This is a genomic window from Candidatus Eisenbacteria bacterium, assembly GCA_016867495.1.
Classification (GTDB): domain Bacteria; phylum Eisenbacteria; class RBG-16-71-46; order CAIMUX01; family VGJL01; genus VGJL01.
The window spans coordinates 13047-29778 of sequence record VGJL01000005.1 but is presented as its reverse complement, the minus strand read 5'-3'; the positions used below and the strand labels follow the sequence as shown (position 1 = coordinate 29778).

Genomic DNA, 16732 nt, shown 5'->3' with positions numbered 1-16732 from the left:
GACGCGATCAGAACGCTCTAGGGCCACGGGGGCTCGTATCCCACAGCCTCGAGGCAGAGTCCCATCGGAGGCAGAGGAGCGCTCGCCAGACGCCTGTCACGCGCACCGATGATCCGCCTCATCGCCTCGCTCCCCCCTCCGCCCGGGAGCGCCTCGCGCAGCAGGGTGCCGACCACCGTTCTCACCATCTTGTAGAGGAAGTGATCGGCGCGGACGCGAAAGAGCAGGCCGTGGTCCCAGCTCTCCCATGCCGCGTGGAGGACTTCGCAGCTCGGGTCGGCCGAGTCCGCGCTGACGTTGGCGAAGGAAGTGAAGTCGTGGCGACCCAGGAGCGGCTCGCTTGTCGCACGCAGCTCGGCGAGCCCCGGCAACGCGGGGGGACAGTGCGCATGGTGGCGCCAGAGCGGCGACGGCCGCTCGAGCAGACGATAGCTGTAGGCCCGCCAGCGGGCGTCGTGCCGCGCATGAAAGGCGGGGTCGGCTTCCTCCATGACCCTGACCTGGATCATCGGTCCGCAGATCCCCCTGATGCCGGCGGCGATCCGGCGGCAGTCGAGCCGGGCCGTTGAGTGAAAGCTGGCGACCTGCCCCCTTGCGTGGACTCCGCGGTCGGTCCGCCCTGCGCCGGTCGTGCGGATCGCCTCACGCGTCAGGATCGACAGGGCGCGATCGAGCGCCCCCTGCACGGTGGGCAGACTCGGCTGAGCTTGCCAGCCGAAGTAGGACGCCCCGTCATACTCGAGCAGCAAGCGGTAGACAGGCATGTCCAGTCTCGCGGGCGTGGAGGAGGCAGGCGATCTGAACCGCGTTCCATGCCGCGCCCTTTCGGAGATTGTCCGCGACGACCCATAGCTGGAGGATCCTCGGATCGCTTCGATCGACGCGAATCCGCCCGACCCAGACCTCGTTGGTTCCGGCCGCCGCCCTGGCGGTCGGATAGATCTCGGCCGAGGGATCATCGAGGAGCTTGACTCCGGGGAGGCCGGCGAGCGTCGCGCGCACTTGCTCAACGCTGGCGGGCTCCTCGAGCTCCAGATGGACAGCCTCGCTGTGTCCGACTTCGACCGGGACCCGAACGCACGTGGGATGGACAGGAAGCTCGGGCAGCTCGAGGATCTTGCGCGTCTCCAGGACCATCTTCTGCTCCTCGCGCGTGAAACCCTCGCCCACGAAGGAGTCGCACTGCGGGATCACGTTCCCGTCGATCCGGTCGGGGAACACACCCGCGTCCGGCTGCGCTCCGCCGCGCTCCGCCCGCAGCGCCGTCACCCCCTTCTGGCCGCGCCCGGAGACCGACTGGTAGGTTGCGACGTGGACTCGCCGGAGACCGAAGCGGGCCGCGAGAGGAGAAACCGCGACGACCATCTGGATGACGGAGCAGTTGGGATTGGCGATCGGTCCGCGCCTGTCGGGAATGCGTCGGCCATTGACCTCAGGGACGATCAGCGGCACCCCGGGGTCGAGCCGGAAGGCGCTCGAGTTGTCGACCGCCCAGGCATCCATCGCCGTCACCATCGGCACGATCTCCGCGCTGACGGCGGCTCCCGCCGAGAGGAGCACGAGATCGAGTCCCGCCAGGGCGCGCTCCGTCGGCAGATTGACTTCGATCCCCTCCCCCCACGGACCCCCCTCGGGGAGATACGACCCGGCCGACCTGCTGGAGGCGAAGCCCAGCAAGGATCCGATCGGCATGTCGACCTCCCGCAGGCAGGCGAGCATCGTCCGGCCCACCGCCCCGGTGACGCCGACAACTCCGACGTTCCACTTCCTCATCCGCGTGAAGACCTCCCATCCGCCCGCCGGCGAGCCCTGGCCAGCACGGTGTAGTATCGCCGACCCGCCGTCCAGGGTTCAATCCACTGTCCCGCCTGCCCGTAGATGCGCGCCTCCCAGCCGGCCCGCAAGAGGCTCTCGATCTCACCGCGCCTCATCTGATGCACATGAAACGGATCCGACGCGGGTAGGCCCCTTCCCCTGCCCAGCGGCGTCGAGATCCAGAGCGCTCCGCCTGGATGCAGCGTTGCCTCGACCCCCTGCCAGAATGCCTCTTCATGATGCAGATGCTCCAGCACCTCCAGCGCCGTGACGGCATCGAAGACGCCCAGACCTCTCTCCCAGCCGACCTGCTCGATGTCGACTCGGGAGAATGAAGCCTTCGGATGCGCATGGTAGCGCCGCGCCAGGGCGATCGCGTCGGCCGAGACGTCGATCCCCACGACCTCCCGAGCGATGGGGCCCCGAGCGAGCTCCGCAACGCCGTAGCCGGTCCCGCAGCCGACGTCGAGCACCCGCCCCCCCACGAGTTCCGAGAGGAAGCGATAGCGGGCGAGGTGCTCCGCCAGGAGACCGTCCTCCGGCCGCCGCCCGGGCGCGAAGAGTCGCTCCTCGGTCCTCGCGATCCGCCAGCGCGTCTCCATGACCCGGCGCGTCATCGCGATTGTCCCCGCTAACCGCCGGCGTCGAGCCTTCGTAGAAGGAAGCCCTTCAAGTACTCGCCTTGCGGATGGTCGACGTGCACGGGATGGTCGGCGCCGGGGCCGAGGCGTTTCAGCCACTGGAGCGATACGCCCGCATCGCGAGTCGCCCCGAAGAGGATCTTCTGGAAGAGATCTACAGAGATGTGCTGGGAGCAGGAGAAGCTCATCAGCAGACCGCCCGGCCGCAGCCTCCTCATCCCCCAGAGATTGAGGTCCTTGTAGGCCCGCGCCGCCCGCGCGACATCCGCCTTCTGCTTCGCGTAGGGCGGAGGATCGAGCACCACGATGTCGAACATCCGCTCCTCCCGCCTCAGGAAGCGGAAGAGATCGTCCTTCACGTGCTCGACACGATCGTCGGATAGGCCGTTCTGCTGCCAGTGAGCCCTTGCCTCCTCGAGCGCCGGAGCGCTCGACTCGACCTGGACAACTCTGGCCGCGCCCCCGCACGCGGCGTAGACGCCGAAGGCGCCGGTGTAGGAGAAGCCGTTCAAGACCTCGCATCCCCGCGCAAGGCGCCCAAGGAGGGCCCTGTTCTCCCTCTGATCTATGTAGAAGCCTGTCTTCTGGCCGGCATCAAGACGGACCCGAAAGGCGAGACCATTCTCCTTGATCGGAATCGCCCCCTCGGGAATCCCCCCGCGCAGAGCCCGGCATCGTCCTTCGAGCGCCGGATCCCGCACTGCGCGCTCGGTGCGATCGATGATCGCGGCCGGCGAGAGGAGCCGGTCCAGAGCGCCGCACCAGAGCGCCTCCAGATGCGACATCCCCGAGGTCAGGCATTGCACGGCCAGATAGTCCGCGTAGCGATCGACGATCAGGCCGGGTAGGAGATCCCCCTCCGCATTGACGAGCCTGTAGGCGTCTGTTGTCTCCGCATCGATCCACCTCTCGCGCAGGGCGGCCGCCGCGGCGATGCGAGACGCGAAGAACGCGTCGTCTATCGGCTCCTCCTTCCAGGTCAGGATGCGGCAGAGGATCTGCGAGGAGCGGTGCAGGGTGCCGCGGGCCCGAAAGCCGCCCTCGGCGTCGAGGAGATCGCACACGCCGCCGTCGACGGCGCCCGCAAGCGACTCCACCCGCTCCACGGCGCCCGAGAAGACCCAAGGATGGCGGGCCGCCACGGAGGCCTCCCGCCCCGGCTTCAGGTGGATCCGGTGTTGAACCTGGTAGGAGTCCAATGCGCCCTCCCCACGATGATTCTACATATCACGAGCGCCATGGCCAGAGCGGCGAGGGCGCGGCACAACCACTCGCCGTGCCGGACGTAGAAGGTCGCCCCCGATCCCAGGGCGACGCGCCTATCCACTGTCGCCTCGACGAACGTGTCCGTTTCCTCGATGACGCGTCCCCAGGGGTCGACGACCATCGAGACCCCGGTGTTGGCGCAACGGAGGAGGGGCCTGCGCGTCTCGACAGCTCGAAAGATCGCCATCTCCGCGTGCTGAATCGGGGCGGCATTGTCCCCGAACCAGAAGTCGTTCGTTATGTTCAGCAACAGATTCGCTCCCTCGTCCGCGAACCTCCGCGCGAGATCCGGGAAGATCGACTCGAAGCAGATCAGACAGGCGATCCGCGCGCCACCGAGGGGGAAGAGGACATACCGGTCGCCGGGCGTGAAGTCCGACTGGCCGAAGTTGAGCCCCGCAAGCAGGGGGCTGACGCCCTGAAACGGCATCCGCTCCGAGAACGGCACCAGCCGCTGTTTGTCGTACCGGTCGACCAGGTTGCCCCCGGAGTCGAAGAGAGCCGCCGAGTTGTGGGCGACGTAGCTCCCCGCTTCCAGTCTGTGATCGAGGGTCCCGAGGAGGACCGGGGTTCCCACGGTCCGTATCGTCTCGACGACACGCGTGAGATACTCGGGCTCTTGCAACAGAACGATCGGCGCGGCCGTTTCCGGCCAGACGATCAGGTCGGGGCGGCGTTCCGCGGCGCGCCTGGTGCGTTCCAGAAGATCCTCCACCACGATCTCCCTGTAGCGAGGATCCCACTTGATCGTTCGGCTCGTGTTCGGCTGAAGCATGACGACGTGAACGCCGGCGCCGTCATCTGGCCGCGCCTCCCGGGAGGAGAGGGCCAGCATCCCATGAACTCGCGGAGCGAGGAGCAGGAGCGCGAGCGCGATCCCCGTGGGCAAGCGCAGGCGTCGGGCGCCTGTCAGAGACTCGTAGAGGAGTCCGCCGCACAATGCGACCCACAGCGAGAGCCCCCAGAAGCCCGTCGCCGTCGAAAACTGGAGAACCGCCGGATCGCGGGAAAGCGCGTAGGCCGGGGACGCCCACGGGAATGCCAGCTCCCCGATCGATCGTCCCACGTCCGCAAGCGTCACGAACACGGGCCAGATGAGCCCAAGGGGAACCGCCAGCCGTCTCGAGATCCAGACGGCGACCGCCGCGGCGGCGCCGAAGTAGAGGGCGAGATAGGCGGACATGAAGATCAGAGAGGGGATCATCAGGCCGGGGATCGTCACCTCCTCGCTGGGGAGAGCCAGGATCCAGTGAAGGACGATCAGGAAGTGCAGGAACGCCGCCCACCAGCCGAGAACGAACGAGCTTCGAAGCCCGGCTCCCCGGGCGCGCGCCAGGCCCCAGAGAAGCGGAACCGGGGCCACGAAGACGAGGGGGGCGAGCCGAAAGGGAGGAAAGGCGAGGGCTGAGAGAATCCCGCTCAGGATGGCCAGGAAGGGAGCGCTGTCTTGACCGAGCTTTCGCATCTCGGCTAAGGTAGGAGTCCTAGCGGCGGGGCGGCAGCTCCCCGCGTGGAGTCAGTCCACAGAAAGGGAGGAAGCACCGCGATGCCCCATCACAAGTCGGCCAAGAAGAGGATGAAGACGAACGAGCGCGATCGAAAGCGAAACGCCGCCGTCAAGAGCAAGGTCCGCAAGGTCACGCGCGCCCTTCGTCAATCGGCCGATCCGGGCAAGGTCGTCGATCTCCTCAAGTCGGCGTCGTCCGCGCTCGACAACGCGGCCCGCAAGGGGGTCATCCACAAGAAGACCGTCGATCGGCAGAAGAGCCGTTTGGCGAAGAAGGCCGCTGGCGTCGGGCGATCCAAAGCGAAGGCCTAGAGCCCGCGAGCGAGATCGTTCCACTCGTACCACCCCGGGCCCTTGCGCAGGAGGCTGCGCAGGGCCTCGACGCTTCCGGATGCGAAAGCGGTCCGATCCTGCACCCTGTGGACGACCTCGAGCGTCTCGCCCGAGCAGCCCAGCAGAACGCGGTGCTCGCCTACCACGTCGCCCAGCCGCAGCGCGTGAATCCCCACCTCGGCCGCGCCACGCGGCCCCGACGGACCGTGCCTGCCATAGCGAATCTCTCCCCCCCTCTCGTCACGCCAGGTCTGGGCGAGTCTGAGGGCGGTGCCGCTCGGCGCGTCTCTCTTCCCAGCGTGGTGGGTCTCCGCGATCTCGATCTGCCATCCCCGCGGCAATCGCCTGGCCAGCTCGCGCAGCGCGCCGTCGAGAAAGGGGATTCCGACGCTGAAGTTCGGAGACCAGCAAACAGGAACGTCCTGAGCGGCCCTCCTGAGCGCCGCGAAGGCATCGTCATCCAGGCCTGTCGTCCCCGAGACGAGGGGACAACCCAGGCGGCTCGCCGCCACCGAGGCCGCGACGGTCCCCTCCGGCTGACTGAAGTCGATGATCCCCTCGACCTGTCCGGGGGCGAGCGAGATCAGGTCCGGACCCGAGCGCGGCGGACCGGAGGTCTCCTTGAGCGCGCGATCGGCGCGGAAGACGAGGATGAGATCGTCGCACCTCGCCAGCATGGCCTCAACGGCCTGCCCCATCCTTCCCCCCGCCCCCATCAAGGCGATTGCCGCCGGCCTAGGCATCTCCCCTGTCAGATCCCCCCCAGCCGGCGCTCCGATTCCTCGGCGATCCGATCGCACTCTGCGGCGGTCGCCGCCGACACGGGAACCAGAGGCAGCCTCAGCTCCTCGCGGATCAGGCCGCGCCGGGCGAGGAGATGCTTGATCGGCCCCGGATTCGTTTCGATGAAGAGCCCCTTGAAGAGGGGGAAGAGCGCGAGGTGGATGCGCCTCGCTTGCGCCTCATCGCCGCGGCGGTGAGCCTCCAGCATGCGCGCAATCGCCGCGGGGAAGAGGTTCGCGGCGACGGAGACGACGCCGGCCGCTCCGACAGCCAGCATCGGGAGAGTGAGAGAGTCGTCGCCCGAGAGAACGGTCATGCTCCCCGAGGCGCAAAGCTCGGAGACCTGGTCGAGCGAGCCGCAGGCTTCCTTGATCGCGACGATCCCGGGGATCTCGCCAAGCCTCAGGACTGTCGCCGGCTCGAGCTTCACACCGGTCCTCCCCGGAACGTTGTAGAGGACGATGGGCAGGGACGAGGCGCGCGCGACTTCCTCGTAATGGCGGAAGAGCCCTTCCTGAGTCGGCTTGTTGTAGTAGGGGGTGATCACCAGGGCGCCGTCGGCTCCCCATTGCTCCGCGCGTTTCACGAGGTCGCAAGTCGTGCGCGTGACGTTCGTCCCGCAGCCAGCCAGCACGAAGCCCCCCGCCGACCTGGCGGCCACGCAAGCACGAATCAACCACTCCCGCTCCGCCAGATCGAGCGTCGCGGCTTCCCCCGTGCATCCCGCAGGCACCAAGCCGCGGACACCGCCCGCGACGAGATGTTCCAAGATCCTTTCGGCCGCGCCCTCATCGAGACGGCCATCCGCGAACGGCGTCACAAGGGCCGTCGTCAAGCCTTCGAACACGAGATCACCCCCTGCGCGCCGTCTGTCGCGCCTCCGCCGCCCAGCCCGGGACGCGCCGGTCGAACCTCCAGAACCCCTGGTAGACGGCGGCGGTCGGGCCCTCGAGCCAGTAGAGCCCGGAGTCGTCCAACCAGACCCGCATGAGCTCCTCCCCCTCCGTCAGAACCTGCAGCGGCCCGCGGCTGCCGGCAAGGGCCCAATGCGCCGCCGCGACGCAGCCCGACCCACAGGACAGGGTCTCCCCCTCCACGCCTCGCTCATAGGTCCGGATCCGGATCTCGCTCCTCCGCTTCTCGACGAAAGTGACATTGGCCCCCTTCGGACCCGGCCAGGGGTGATGGCGCAGCGGCTGGGCGAGACCGCTCACATCGAGTCCGTTCAGGTCGCCGACCGGGACGATCCAGTGATCGACTCCCGCCTTGATCAGAGCCGCCGGTCGCGGGCGGAGGCGGGACAGCTCCGGCATGGGTCGCTCTTCCGCGACGCCGACTCGGACGGCGATCGAGCCCCCCGTCCGTCTCGCGACGACCTCGATCTTCATCAGGTGGAAAGTGATCGGACCCTGTTCCTCGCCCAGGAGAATGGCCGCCGCGCAGCGCGCTCCATTGCCGCAGAACTCGGCTGCGCTGCCGTCGGCGTTCCGGTAATCGACCACCACGCGGCCGGCTGAGTTCGTTCGCAGGATCAGGAGCCCGTCTCCCCCGATCCCCCTGTGTCGATCGAGAATGAAACGAGCCATCGGCGCGGTGAACTTGGGACCGTCCTGGGTCCGGAAGTCGAACAGGACGAAGTCGTTCCCCGCTCCCTCCAGCTTGAGAAAGGGGAGCCCCGGACCCGGCCCCTCGGACTTCCCCTTCATGCCGCCTCCTTCCATGCACGTCAGAGCACGATCGCCACTCCACGAGTTTCGTCGAAACGGGGATGCCGCGCAACCGGCGATCCCACCGGCTCCCTCGCCTTCCCGCCTCTCTCCCGTCTCCTCCGGCTTACGGGCGGGGACGGAGAGGGAAGTCGACCCCGGTCTGGTTCCGCCCGGGCAGGAGCTCGATCGGGAAAGGAAACTCCCCGGAGGCCTCGCCGCTGTCGGGCACTCCATCGGCGTCGAGATCCCGGAAGGCGCGGAGATGGTAGGTGCCCGGCGCCAGATCGCGGAAGCTGAACGCCCCGTCCCCACGGACTTCGGCGACCAGCCCGCTGTCCGGATCGACCAGCCTGACAATCAGCGGCATCGCGCAGCGGGCCGAGTCGAGCCGCGCTTCAACGATCATCGCCGGCATTCCATCGAAGCGAGCGCGGACCGACGCCGTATCGAGGTCACGGCCGACATCGGGACGGAATCCCCGGAGAGAATCGTTCGAGGCGCCCGCCTCCCCGTTGCGGAGCCCGAGGAGAACGGCAAGGCTGTCGCGCTCCTTCTGGAGGCCCGCCAGCGCCTCGGCCCCGCGGCCGATGCAGCTGCTGTCGATCGCGCTACCCGCGAGGCTCCCCGGTTCCTCCGGCCAGACCAGGTAGATCTCGAGCCCGGTGCGAACGAGCGATGAGTCGCACAGGAGAACGGACTCCTCGGAGCAGCCCCAGATGTCCTCTTCCGGATCGAAAACCCGGTCGCGGCGCGCGTCGTGGTGCGCGCAGACTCGCAGGGGAACGCCTGCCGGCAAGAACGGGATCCGGAATCTCCCTTCTCGATCGCACTGCCCCATGCGCACCGGTTCGGGAATCTCGCCCGAGGCGGCGACCGAGTCGTCCCAGAGCCAGACATAGAGATAGACGCCCGCCGGCTTGATGCGCCGGCCGATGATCGAGCCCTCGATTGTCCCGCCGTCAAGCCGGGATCCGGTCGAGAATGCCGTCGCATACGGCCCGAGCGCGTTTCCACGCCGATCGACAACCTCCGAACCGAGCAGGATCGTGTAGGTCCTTCCGGTATCGGGCGGGCTGCCCAGGATGAGGTCGAGTGAGGCCCGCCTCCAGCGCGACTCCGCGACTGCGACGCGCGGCGTCACGAAGAGCCAGTCGCGCACGCTCCGGCGGTCCATCGGTTTGCTGAAGCGGATCGACAGAGTCTCGGGGCGCGCCCAGACCGATCCGGAGTCCGGCGAGAGGGATACGACTCGCGGCGTCGATCGATCTTCAGGCCCGCCGCCCGGCGAGACTACCTTGGCGCAGTCGGCATGGAGCGCGCAGACTGCGATGACCGCAGCGATCGGCCAGAGTCCGCACGACGTCAGGGCCCGCATGAGGCGCGGCCTCCCGGCTAGACCGGGCGCGCGGCCGAGGAGATGCAGTGCACCAGGATCGCCTTCTGGGCGTGTAGCCTGTTCTCGGCCTGATCGAATACGACGCTCTGAGGCCCATCCATGACGGCGTCGACGATCTCCTCGCCGCGATGCGCCGGCAGGCAGTGCATCACGAGAGCGCCGGGCGCGGCCCTGGCGACAAGCGGCTCGTCGACCCGGAAGCCGCGGAAGGCGGCCCTCCGCTCCTCTGCCTCGCCCTCCTGGCCCATGCTGGTCCATGTGTCGGTATAGAGGACCCGCGCTCCCTGGACAGCCTCCTCGGGGTCGCGCAGGAGGCGGACCCTGCCGCGCCCTTCGCGCTCGACGCGGGCGAGGGCCGCGGGATCGGGGTCGTATCCGGCGGGGCAGGCGAGCCTCAGATCGAGCTCGAAGGCGAGCGCCGCGTCGATCCAGCTCTTGGCGACGTTGTTTCCGTCGCCGATCCAGGCGACCGACAGGCCGTCGAGCGCGACTCCCTTCTCCCGGATGGTGAAGAGGTCGGAGAGGATCTGGCACGGGTGGTCCGAATCGGTCAGACCGTTGATCACGGGCACGCGGGCATGGCGCGCCAGTTCGCGCACATGCTCCTGGCTGAAAGTGCGGATCATGATCGCATCTACGTACCGCGACAGAACGCGCGCGATATCGTGGATCGACTCGCGCTTCCCGAAGCCGATCTCCGCGTCCGTCACATAGAGCGACCGGCCGCCCAGCTGCGCCATCCCGACCTCGAAGGACATCCTCGTGCGCAGCGACGGTTTGTGAAAGACACAGGCGAGCACCTTCCCCGCGAGCCTCGGATCGCTCTTGCCGGACCGCCATGCGTCCTTCAACGTCCCCGCCAGGTCCAGCAGGAGCTGAAGCTCCTTCCTGCCGAAGTCGGCGATCGCCAGAAAGTCGGTCTTTCCCATCTCCCCTCCCCTCACACTCTCGCTCCCCTGCGGGAGCGAGGATGACAGCGGTCGACGGCCTCTCGCAGGGCCTCTACCGAGACGTGTGTATAGATCTGCGTCGTTCCGAGATTCGCGTGCCCGAGCAGCTCCTGGATGGCCCGGATCTCCGCACCCCGGTCGAGCAGGTGTGTCGCGAAGCTGTGGCGGAGAGCGTGAGGGGACGTCCCTCCCGCGCGCGCCAGCCGGCGGAGGTGCAGGGCCACCCGCCTCTGGACGGTCCTCGGATGGAGCCTCCTTCCACTCGGTCCCACCAGGAGAGCGCTCCCCTCGCGTCTCCTGCCCCCTTCGGCCGTCGCGGAGAGATAGGCGCGGAGCGCATCCGCCGCGGGCGGGCCGAAGCAGACGATCCTCTCCTTCCCCCCCTTGCCCATCACGCGGGCCGTGCCGCTTCTCGGATCGACATCCTCCAGGTCGAGCCCCACAAGCTCCGAGAGGCGCATCCCCGTCCCATAGAGCAGCTCGATGATCGCCCGGTCGCGAAGGGCCCTCCAATCGCCCGGCCAGGGGCCGTTGAGCAGCCGGGCCAGTTCGGGCTCGGGGATGAATCGAGGAAGCCGCTTCCCCGGACGGGGCAACACCAGCCGCGAGGCCGGATCCTCGCCGATCAGGCGGCGGAGGAGGAGGTAGCGACCGAAGGAGCGCAGCGCCGCGACCTTCCGGATCACCGTCGAGGCCTTGGTCCCTCGCGTCGTCAGCACGCTCATGTAGGCGCGCAGGACCGGAAGCCGCCAGGCGGCCCACGCATCCTTCCCGTGTTCGGCGGCCCATTCCAGGAAGAGGCGCAGATCGCGGCGGTACGCGCTCGCCGTGTGGGGGCTCTTCCCCTCGACGGCGAGCAACTGCCTCTCGATCCAGTTCTCCAGCGCTCCGGAGAGCGTCATGCCCCCCTCCCCCGTCCTGTGCTCGCTCTCCTTCACGCGTCAGTCCTTCGCCCCGGCCGGAAGCTCGGGCTGCACCACGCTCCCGCACTCCTTTCGCGGACACTGATAGTGGAATCCCTTCGCCTTGGTCTCCTTCTCGATCAGGAGGGGAAATCCGCAGGAAGGGCAGGCCTGCGCGACCGGCCGGTTCCAGACGGCGTAACTGCATCTAGGATACTGGTCGCACGCATAGAAGACCCGTCCCCTCTTGCGCCCGCGCTTCTCCACGAGGTGTCCCGGGCAGCCCTCCATTGGGCACGAGACGCCCGTGCGAACCGAGGCGGTCGTCTTGCACTTCGGGTAGTCCTGGCAGGCCACGAAGCGGCCGAAGCGGCCGGTCCGCACCACCATCGGCGACCCGCAATTCGGGCACGACTCCCCTGTCGGGACGGGGATCTCCTCCTCCTTCAGGGGCTTCGTGAACTTGCAGTCCGGATAGCGCGGGCACGCCAGGAAGGGCCCATTGCGACCGAACTTCTTGACCAGCGTCGACCCGCAGAGATCGCACGCCTGGTCGCTCTCCACCTGGACGGCGCTCTTGAGCGCCTCCTTGCTCGATTCCGCCGCGCTCAGGTCCTTCTTGAACGGCTCGTAGAAGGAGCGGACGACATCGACCCACTGGTCCTCTCCCGTCTCGATCTTGTCGAGCTCGGTCTCCATCCGGGCCGTGAAGTCGATCTCCAGAATGTCGGGAAAGGCGTGCACCAAGAGCCTGGTCACCGTCCGGCCGAGGTCGCTCGGATGAAGCCTCCCCTTCTCCCTCTGGACGTAGGCGCGCGTCAGAATGGTGCTGACGATCGTCGCGTAGGTCGACGGCCGCCCGATTCCCTTCTCCTCGAGCGCCTTCACCAGCGTCGCCTCCGTGTAGCGGGGGGGAGGCTGCGTGAAGTGCTGCTCTTTCTCGTCCGAGCGGTGTTCGAGACTCTCGCCCACCGCGACCTCGGGAAGGCTTCCGCCCTGTTCGTCGGGACCGAGCGCTGAGGCGTCCTCATCCGGCTTGTCCTCGTAGAGGCGCGTGAAGCCGTCGAAGAGCTGGCGGCTGCCGGTTGCCCTCAGCAGGTGCCGGCCCGCCGTCACCTCGATCGTCGTCACTTCCCCGAGGGCCGGCGCCATCTGAGAAGCGACGAAGCGGTTCCAGATCAACCCATAGAGCCGCCACTGGTCGGCCGTGAGGTGGCGCCGCAGGGAGTCGGGCGTCCGCAAGACGGAGGTCGGACGGATCGCCTCGTGGGCATCCTGCGCCCGCGCCCGCGATGGATAGCTCGGCCGGCCCTCCGGAAGGTACTCCGCGCCGAAGCTCCTCTGGATGAAGGCGCGCGCCTCCTCCTGCGCCTCGGCGCCGATGCGCGTCGAGTCGGTGCGCATGTAGGTGATGAGCCCCGCGGTCTCTTCGGTTCCGATCGCAAGCCCCTCATAGAGCTCCTGCGCGACTGCCATCGTCTTCTTGGCGGGGAAGCGCAGTCGCCTGTACCCCTCCTGCTGAAGCGTGGAGGTGATGAAGGGCGGAAACGGGTTGCGCTTGCGGGTCTGGGTCTTGACGTCAGAGACCGCGAAGGCCTGCCGCCGCAGTTCCTCGATCACGCGATCTGCGGCGGCCTCATCCGGCAGGTGGGACTTCTCGCCGTCCGTTCGCACGAGGCGAACGCGCAACGTCTCCCGCCGTCCCGTCAGCAGCAGGACATCCAGAGTCCAGTACTCCGCGACCTGGAATCGCTCGATCTCATCCTCTCGGTCGCAGATCATCCTCAGGGCGACCGATTGTACCCGACCTGCCGACAGGCCGTACCGGACGGTTGTCCAGAGGAACGGAGAGACCTGGTAGCCCACCAGGCGGTCCATCACGCGCCGGGCCTGCTGGGCATCCACGAGATTCTGATCGATCTCGCGCGGCCGGCTGAGGGCGGCCTGGATCGCGCTCTTCGTGATCTCGTTGAATTCCATCCTCAGGATCGGAACCCCTGCCCCCGCCAGGTAGTCGGCCAGATGCCAGGCGATCGCCTCGCCCTCCCGATCGGGGTCGGGAGCAAGCAGGATCCGCTTGGTCCCCTTGGCGCTCTCGCGAAGCTCCTTCAGCACCTTCGCCTTCGAACGGAGGGTGACGTACTGCGGGGCGAAGTCGCGCTCGACGTCGACTCCAAGCTTCGTCTTGGGGAGATCGCGTATGTGCCCCATCGAGGCGATGACCTTGTACCCCTTCCCTGCGAACTTGCCGATGGTGCGGGCCTTGGCCGGCGACTCGACAATGATCAGCGAACTGCTCATGGACACCTCACTCGGACGCGCCGCAGCACTTCTTGTACTTCTTTCCGCTTCCGCACGGACAGGGGTCGTTCCTGCCGACGCGTGGACGCGCCTGCGGGGTGCGGGCGCCGTCGCCCGCCGCCGCCGGCGCTCCACTCCCCCCCCCGAACGCCGACATCGAAGCATGACTCTCCATCCGCTGCGCCGGGGCCGAAGCTCTGGCCGGACGCCCGAGCGTGAGCGCGGGCTCGAGGCGCGTCGCGCCCCTCTCACCCGGCGGCCCGGAGGCTCCGGGAACCCGGCCCTCCGCCGCCGACTCGAACCTGGGCTGGGTGACGGGCACTACGCGGAAGAGGAGCTTCACCGTATCCGCCTCGATCGCCGTCATGACTTCCTCGAACATCCGAAAGGCCTCGCCCTTGTATTCCAGCAGGGGATCCTTCTGCGCGTAGGCGCGAAGGTAGATCCCCTCCTTCAGGATGTCGATCTCGTGGAGGTGATCCCTCCACTTCTCGTCGATCGCCGACAGGAGCACCCTGCGTTCGATCTCCCGCATGGCAGGGCCGAAGACCGCCTCCCGCCCCGCGTAGGCCTCGCGAGCGGCCTCGACGCACCGCTCCCGGATCTCGTCCCGCCCCGACGCCTTGAGAGCGGCGAGGTCGACCGGCGCGACGATGAGGCTCTCCATCTCACCCTGCAATCCCGCCAGGTCCCAGCTCTCCGGCCGACTCCCCTCCGGCAGATGGTTCTCAAGGCGCGCGTCGACCGCCCGGGTGACCATCTCCCAGACGCGAGCGCGGATGTCCGCGCCATCGAGGACTTCGTTGCGCAGTCCGTAGATGACTTCCCGCTGCTGGTTCATCACGTCGTCGTACTCGAGGAGCCGCTTCCTGATGCCGAAGTTCTGAGCCTCGACGCGTTTCTGGGCCCCCTCGATCGAGCGGGTCACGAGCGGGTGGGTGATCACCTCCCCCTCCTGCACGCCCAGCCGGTCCATGATCCCCGCGATCCGTTCCGACCCGAAGAGGCGCATCAGGTCGTCCTCGAGCGAGAGGAAGAACCGGCTGGAGCCGGGATCGCCCTGCCGGCCCGAACGCCCCCGCAGCTGCCGGTCGATCCGCCGGCTCTCGTGACGCTCTGTGCCGACGATGTGCAGTCCGCACGGCATGTCCCCGCGGCAGATCGCGACGCCCGGCGAGGCGGTGCAGTCGCCGATTCCATGGCCTGAGTTGACGAGGCACTTGCGCCCCTTCACGACCTCGGCGGCTAGCTTGATGTCGGTTCCGCGCCCCGCCATGTTCGTCGCGATCGTGACCGCTCCCACGCGCCCGGCGAGCGCTACGATCCCCGCCTCCTGCTGGTGGTACTTGGCGTTCAGCACGCTGTGCGCGATCCCCCTTCTCTTGAGCATCCGCGAGAGCGTCTCGCTGACTTCCACGGAGACGGTTCCGACCAGCACCGGCCTGCCGCGCCCGTGCATCTCCTCGATCTCCTCGATGATCGCGTTGTACTTCTCGCGCCTCGTCCGGTAGATCAGGTCGTCGTAGTCGACTCTGCGAACCGCCTCATTGGTGGGGATCACGGTGACATCGAGCTTGTAGATCTGATAGAGCTCCGCGGCTTCCGTCTCCGCGGTTCCGGTCATGCCGGCGAGCTTGCCGTACATCCGGAAGTAGTTCTGGAGCGTGATGGTGGCCAGCGTCTGGTTCTCCCCCTCGACGCGGACCCGCTCCTTCGCCTCCAGCGCCTGGTGCAAACCGTCCGAGTAGCGCCGCCCCGGCATCAGCCTGCCCGTGAACTCATCGACGATCAGCACCTTGCCGTCCTGGACCACGTACTCGACGTCCTTCTCGAAGAGCGTGTAGGCCCGGAGCAGCTGCTGGACGTTGGCGAGCTGCTCGCTCTTCTGCGCGAACTCCAGGTGGAGCTTCTCCTTGGCCTCGACCCGCTCCCGGGGACTGAGATCGGTTCGCCTGTCGATCTCGCCGAGCTGCTCGGAGAGATCGGGAAGGATGAAGAGATCTCCCTCGCCCGGAGGGGCCAGCTTCTCGCGGCCCGCATCGGAGGTCGAGATCGTGTGGCCCCGCTCATCCACGTAGAAGAGCAGGTCCTCATCGACCTCGTGCAGCCTCTTCTCGCGCATGAAATCGGCCTCGACCTGCTGGATCAGCTTCTTCAGGTCGCCTTCGCTCACGAGCTTCAGGAACTTCTTGTTCTTCGGGCCTCCGTGTTGGACCTGCAGCAGCCGGATCCCGGCCTCGTAGCGCGAGTCCCGGTCGCCCTTGGCCAGCAACTCCTTGGCTTCCTCGATGTAGCGGTTCACGAGGGCGTTCTGGTCGCGCACCAGATTCTCGACGTAGGGGCGCAACTTGTCGAACTGCTGATTGGAGCCGACGACCGGCCCGGAGATGATCAGGGGGGTCCGGGCCTCATCGACGAGGACAGAGTCGACCTCGTCGACGATGGTGTAATGATGTCCTCGCTGAACGCGGTCCTCGCCCCGGATGACCATGTTGTCGCGCAGGTAGTCGAAACCGAACTCGTTGTTCGTGCCGTAGGTGACGTCGCAGAGGTAGGCCGCCCGCCGCTGCTGCGTGTCCATGTCGTGCTGGATGACGCCCACGGTCAGGCCCAGGTCGCGGAGAATCTGGGCGACCCACTCCGAGTCGCGGCGCGCCAGATAGTCGTTCACCGTGACGAGGTGGCACCCCTTGCCGCTGAGCGCGTTCAGATAGAGCGGCATGACCGCGACCAGGGTCTTGCCCTCGCCCGTCGCCATCTCGGCGATCTTGCCCTGGTGTAGAACGACCGCCCCTATGATCTGAACGTCATACGGGACCATCTCCCAGCGCGTTTCCTGCCCGACAACCTGCCAGGATGAGCCGACGCGCCTCCTGCAGGCTTCCTTGACAAGCGCAAACGCCTCTGGAAGGAGATCGTCCGGCGTGGCGCCGCGCGCCAGCCTATCTCGGAACTCGAGGGTCTTCGCCAGAAGCTCCGCGTCGCTCAGCGACGACATCGCCCCGTAGGCCTCGTTCGTCGCCTGCACCATGGGGCTCAGCACCCTCATGTCGCGTTCCGACTTCGTCCCGAAGATGCGAGTGGCGGCGCGCACGCCCCCCTTCTTCAACGATCCCAGCATCTTGACTC

14 protein-coding genes are annotated in these 16732 nt (G+C 67.6%); 1 reads left to right on the top strand and 13 read right to left on the bottom strand.

All coding sequences use genetic code 11. The features are described 5' to 3' along the window. Positions 1 to 17: 17 nt before the first annotated feature. The 5 genes from FJY88_01840 to lnt are packed head-to-tail and all read right to left on the bottom strand — an operon-like array spanning position 18 to position 5187. A complete protein-coding gene (locus FJY88_01840; GenBank protein MBM3286081.1) occupies positions 18 to 764 on the bottom strand; it encodes a tRNA pseudouridine synthase A in 747 nt (248 codons plus the stop codon). Next, complete coding sequence (locus FJY88_01835) at positions 733 to 1773, bottom strand: aspartate-semialdehyde dehydrogenase (protein MBM3286080.1); 1041 nt, start codon at positions 1771 to 1773, stop codon at positions 733 to 735. The genes FJY88_01840 and FJY88_01835 overlap by 32 nt, the downstream gene beginning before the upstream one ends. After that, positions 1770 to 2432 carry a class I SAM-dependent methyltransferase gene (locus tag FJY88_01830; protein MBM3286079.1) on the bottom strand — a complete coding sequence of 221 codons (663 nt, stop codon included), beginning with the start codon at positions 2430 to 2432 and terminating at the stop codon, positions 1770 to 1772. The genes FJY88_01835 and FJY88_01830 overlap by 4 nt, the downstream gene beginning before the upstream one ends. Before the next feature lie 14 nt (positions 2433 to 2446). Further along, positions 2447 to 3655, bottom strand: a complete 1209-nt coding sequence (locus FJY88_01825) for a class I SAM-dependent rRNA methyltransferase (protein ID MBM3286078.1) — start codon at positions 3653 to 3655, stop codon at positions 2447 to 2449. Further along, a complete protein-coding gene (lnt, locus tag FJY88_01820) occupies positions 3619 to 5187 on the bottom strand; it encodes an apolipoprotein N-acyltransferase (protein ID MBM3286077.1) in 1569 nt (522 codons plus the stop codon). Before lnt ends, FJY88_01825 begins: the two co-directional genes overlap by 37 nt. A gap of 81 nt (positions 5188 to 5268) precedes the next feature. Here lnt and rpsT point away from each other — a divergent pair, with 81 nt between their 5' ends. After that, the gene (rpsT, locus tag FJY88_01815; GenBank protein ID MBM3286076.1) at positions 5269 to 5541 is read left to right on the top strand and encodes a 30S ribosomal protein S20; all 273 of its coding nucleotides are present in this window, start codon (positions 5269 to 5271) and stop codon (positions 5539 to 5541) included. Here the strand turns inward: rpsT and dapB are convergent. Genes dapB through secA form a run of 8 tightly spaced genes read right to left on the bottom strand, consistent with a single transcriptional unit; the run spans position 5538 to position 16724 of the window. Further along, entirely contained in the window at positions 5538 to 6305 is a 768-nt protein-coding gene (gene dapB, locus FJY88_01810; GenBank protein ID MBM3286075.1) for a 4-hydroxy-tetrahydrodipicolinate reductase, read from the bottom strand. The two genes, rpsT and dapB, sit on opposite strands and share 4 nt — an antisense overlap. 8 nt (positions 6306 to 6313) lie before the next feature. Continuing rightward, the gene (locus tag FJY88_01805; GenBank protein ID MBM3286074.1) at positions 6314 to 7192 is read right to left on the bottom strand and encodes a 4-hydroxy-tetrahydrodipicolinate synthase; all 879 of its coding nucleotides are present in this window, start codon (positions 7190 to 7192) and stop codon (positions 6314 to 6316) included. Positions 7193 to 7196: 4 nt separating this feature from the next. Next, positions 7197 to 8288, bottom strand: a complete 1092-nt coding sequence (gene dapF / locus FJY88_01800; GenBank protein MBM3286073.1) for a diaminopimelate epimerase — start codon at positions 8286 to 8288, stop codon at positions 7197 to 7199. After that, positions 8179 to 9429 (bottom strand): hypothetical protein, encoded by a 1251-nt coding sequence (locus FJY88_01795; GenBank protein MBM3286072.1) that lies wholly within the window; start codon positions 9427 to 9429, stop codon positions 8179 to 8181. Before FJY88_01795 ends, dapF begins: the two co-directional genes overlap by 110 nt. A gap of 17 nt (positions 9430 to 9446) precedes the next feature. Further along, complete coding sequence (gene argF / locus FJY88_01790) at positions 9447 to 10379, bottom strand: ornithine carbamoyltransferase (GenBank protein MBM3286071.1); 933 nt, start codon at positions 10377 to 10379, stop codon at positions 9447 to 9449. Positions 10380 to 10390: 11 nt separating this feature from the next. Further along, entirely contained in the window at positions 10391 to 11338 is a 948-nt protein-coding gene (locus FJY88_01785; protein ID MBM3286070.1) for a tyrosine recombinase XerC, read from the bottom strand. Positions 11339 to 11341: 3 nt separating this feature from the next. Then, positions 11342 to 13603: a type I DNA topoisomerase gene (gene topA, locus FJY88_01780; protein ID MBM3286069.1), complete on the bottom strand. Its 2262-nt coding sequence runs from the start codon at positions 13601 to 13603 to the stop codon at positions 11342 to 11344. A gap of 7 nt (positions 13604 to 13610) precedes the next feature. Continuing rightward, positions 13611 to 16724, bottom strand: a complete 3114-nt coding sequence (gene secA / locus FJY88_01775; GenBank protein ID MBM3286068.1) for a preprotein translocase subunit SecA — start codon at positions 16722 to 16724, stop codon at positions 13611 to 13613. Positions 16725 to 16732 lie beyond the last annotated feature (8 nt).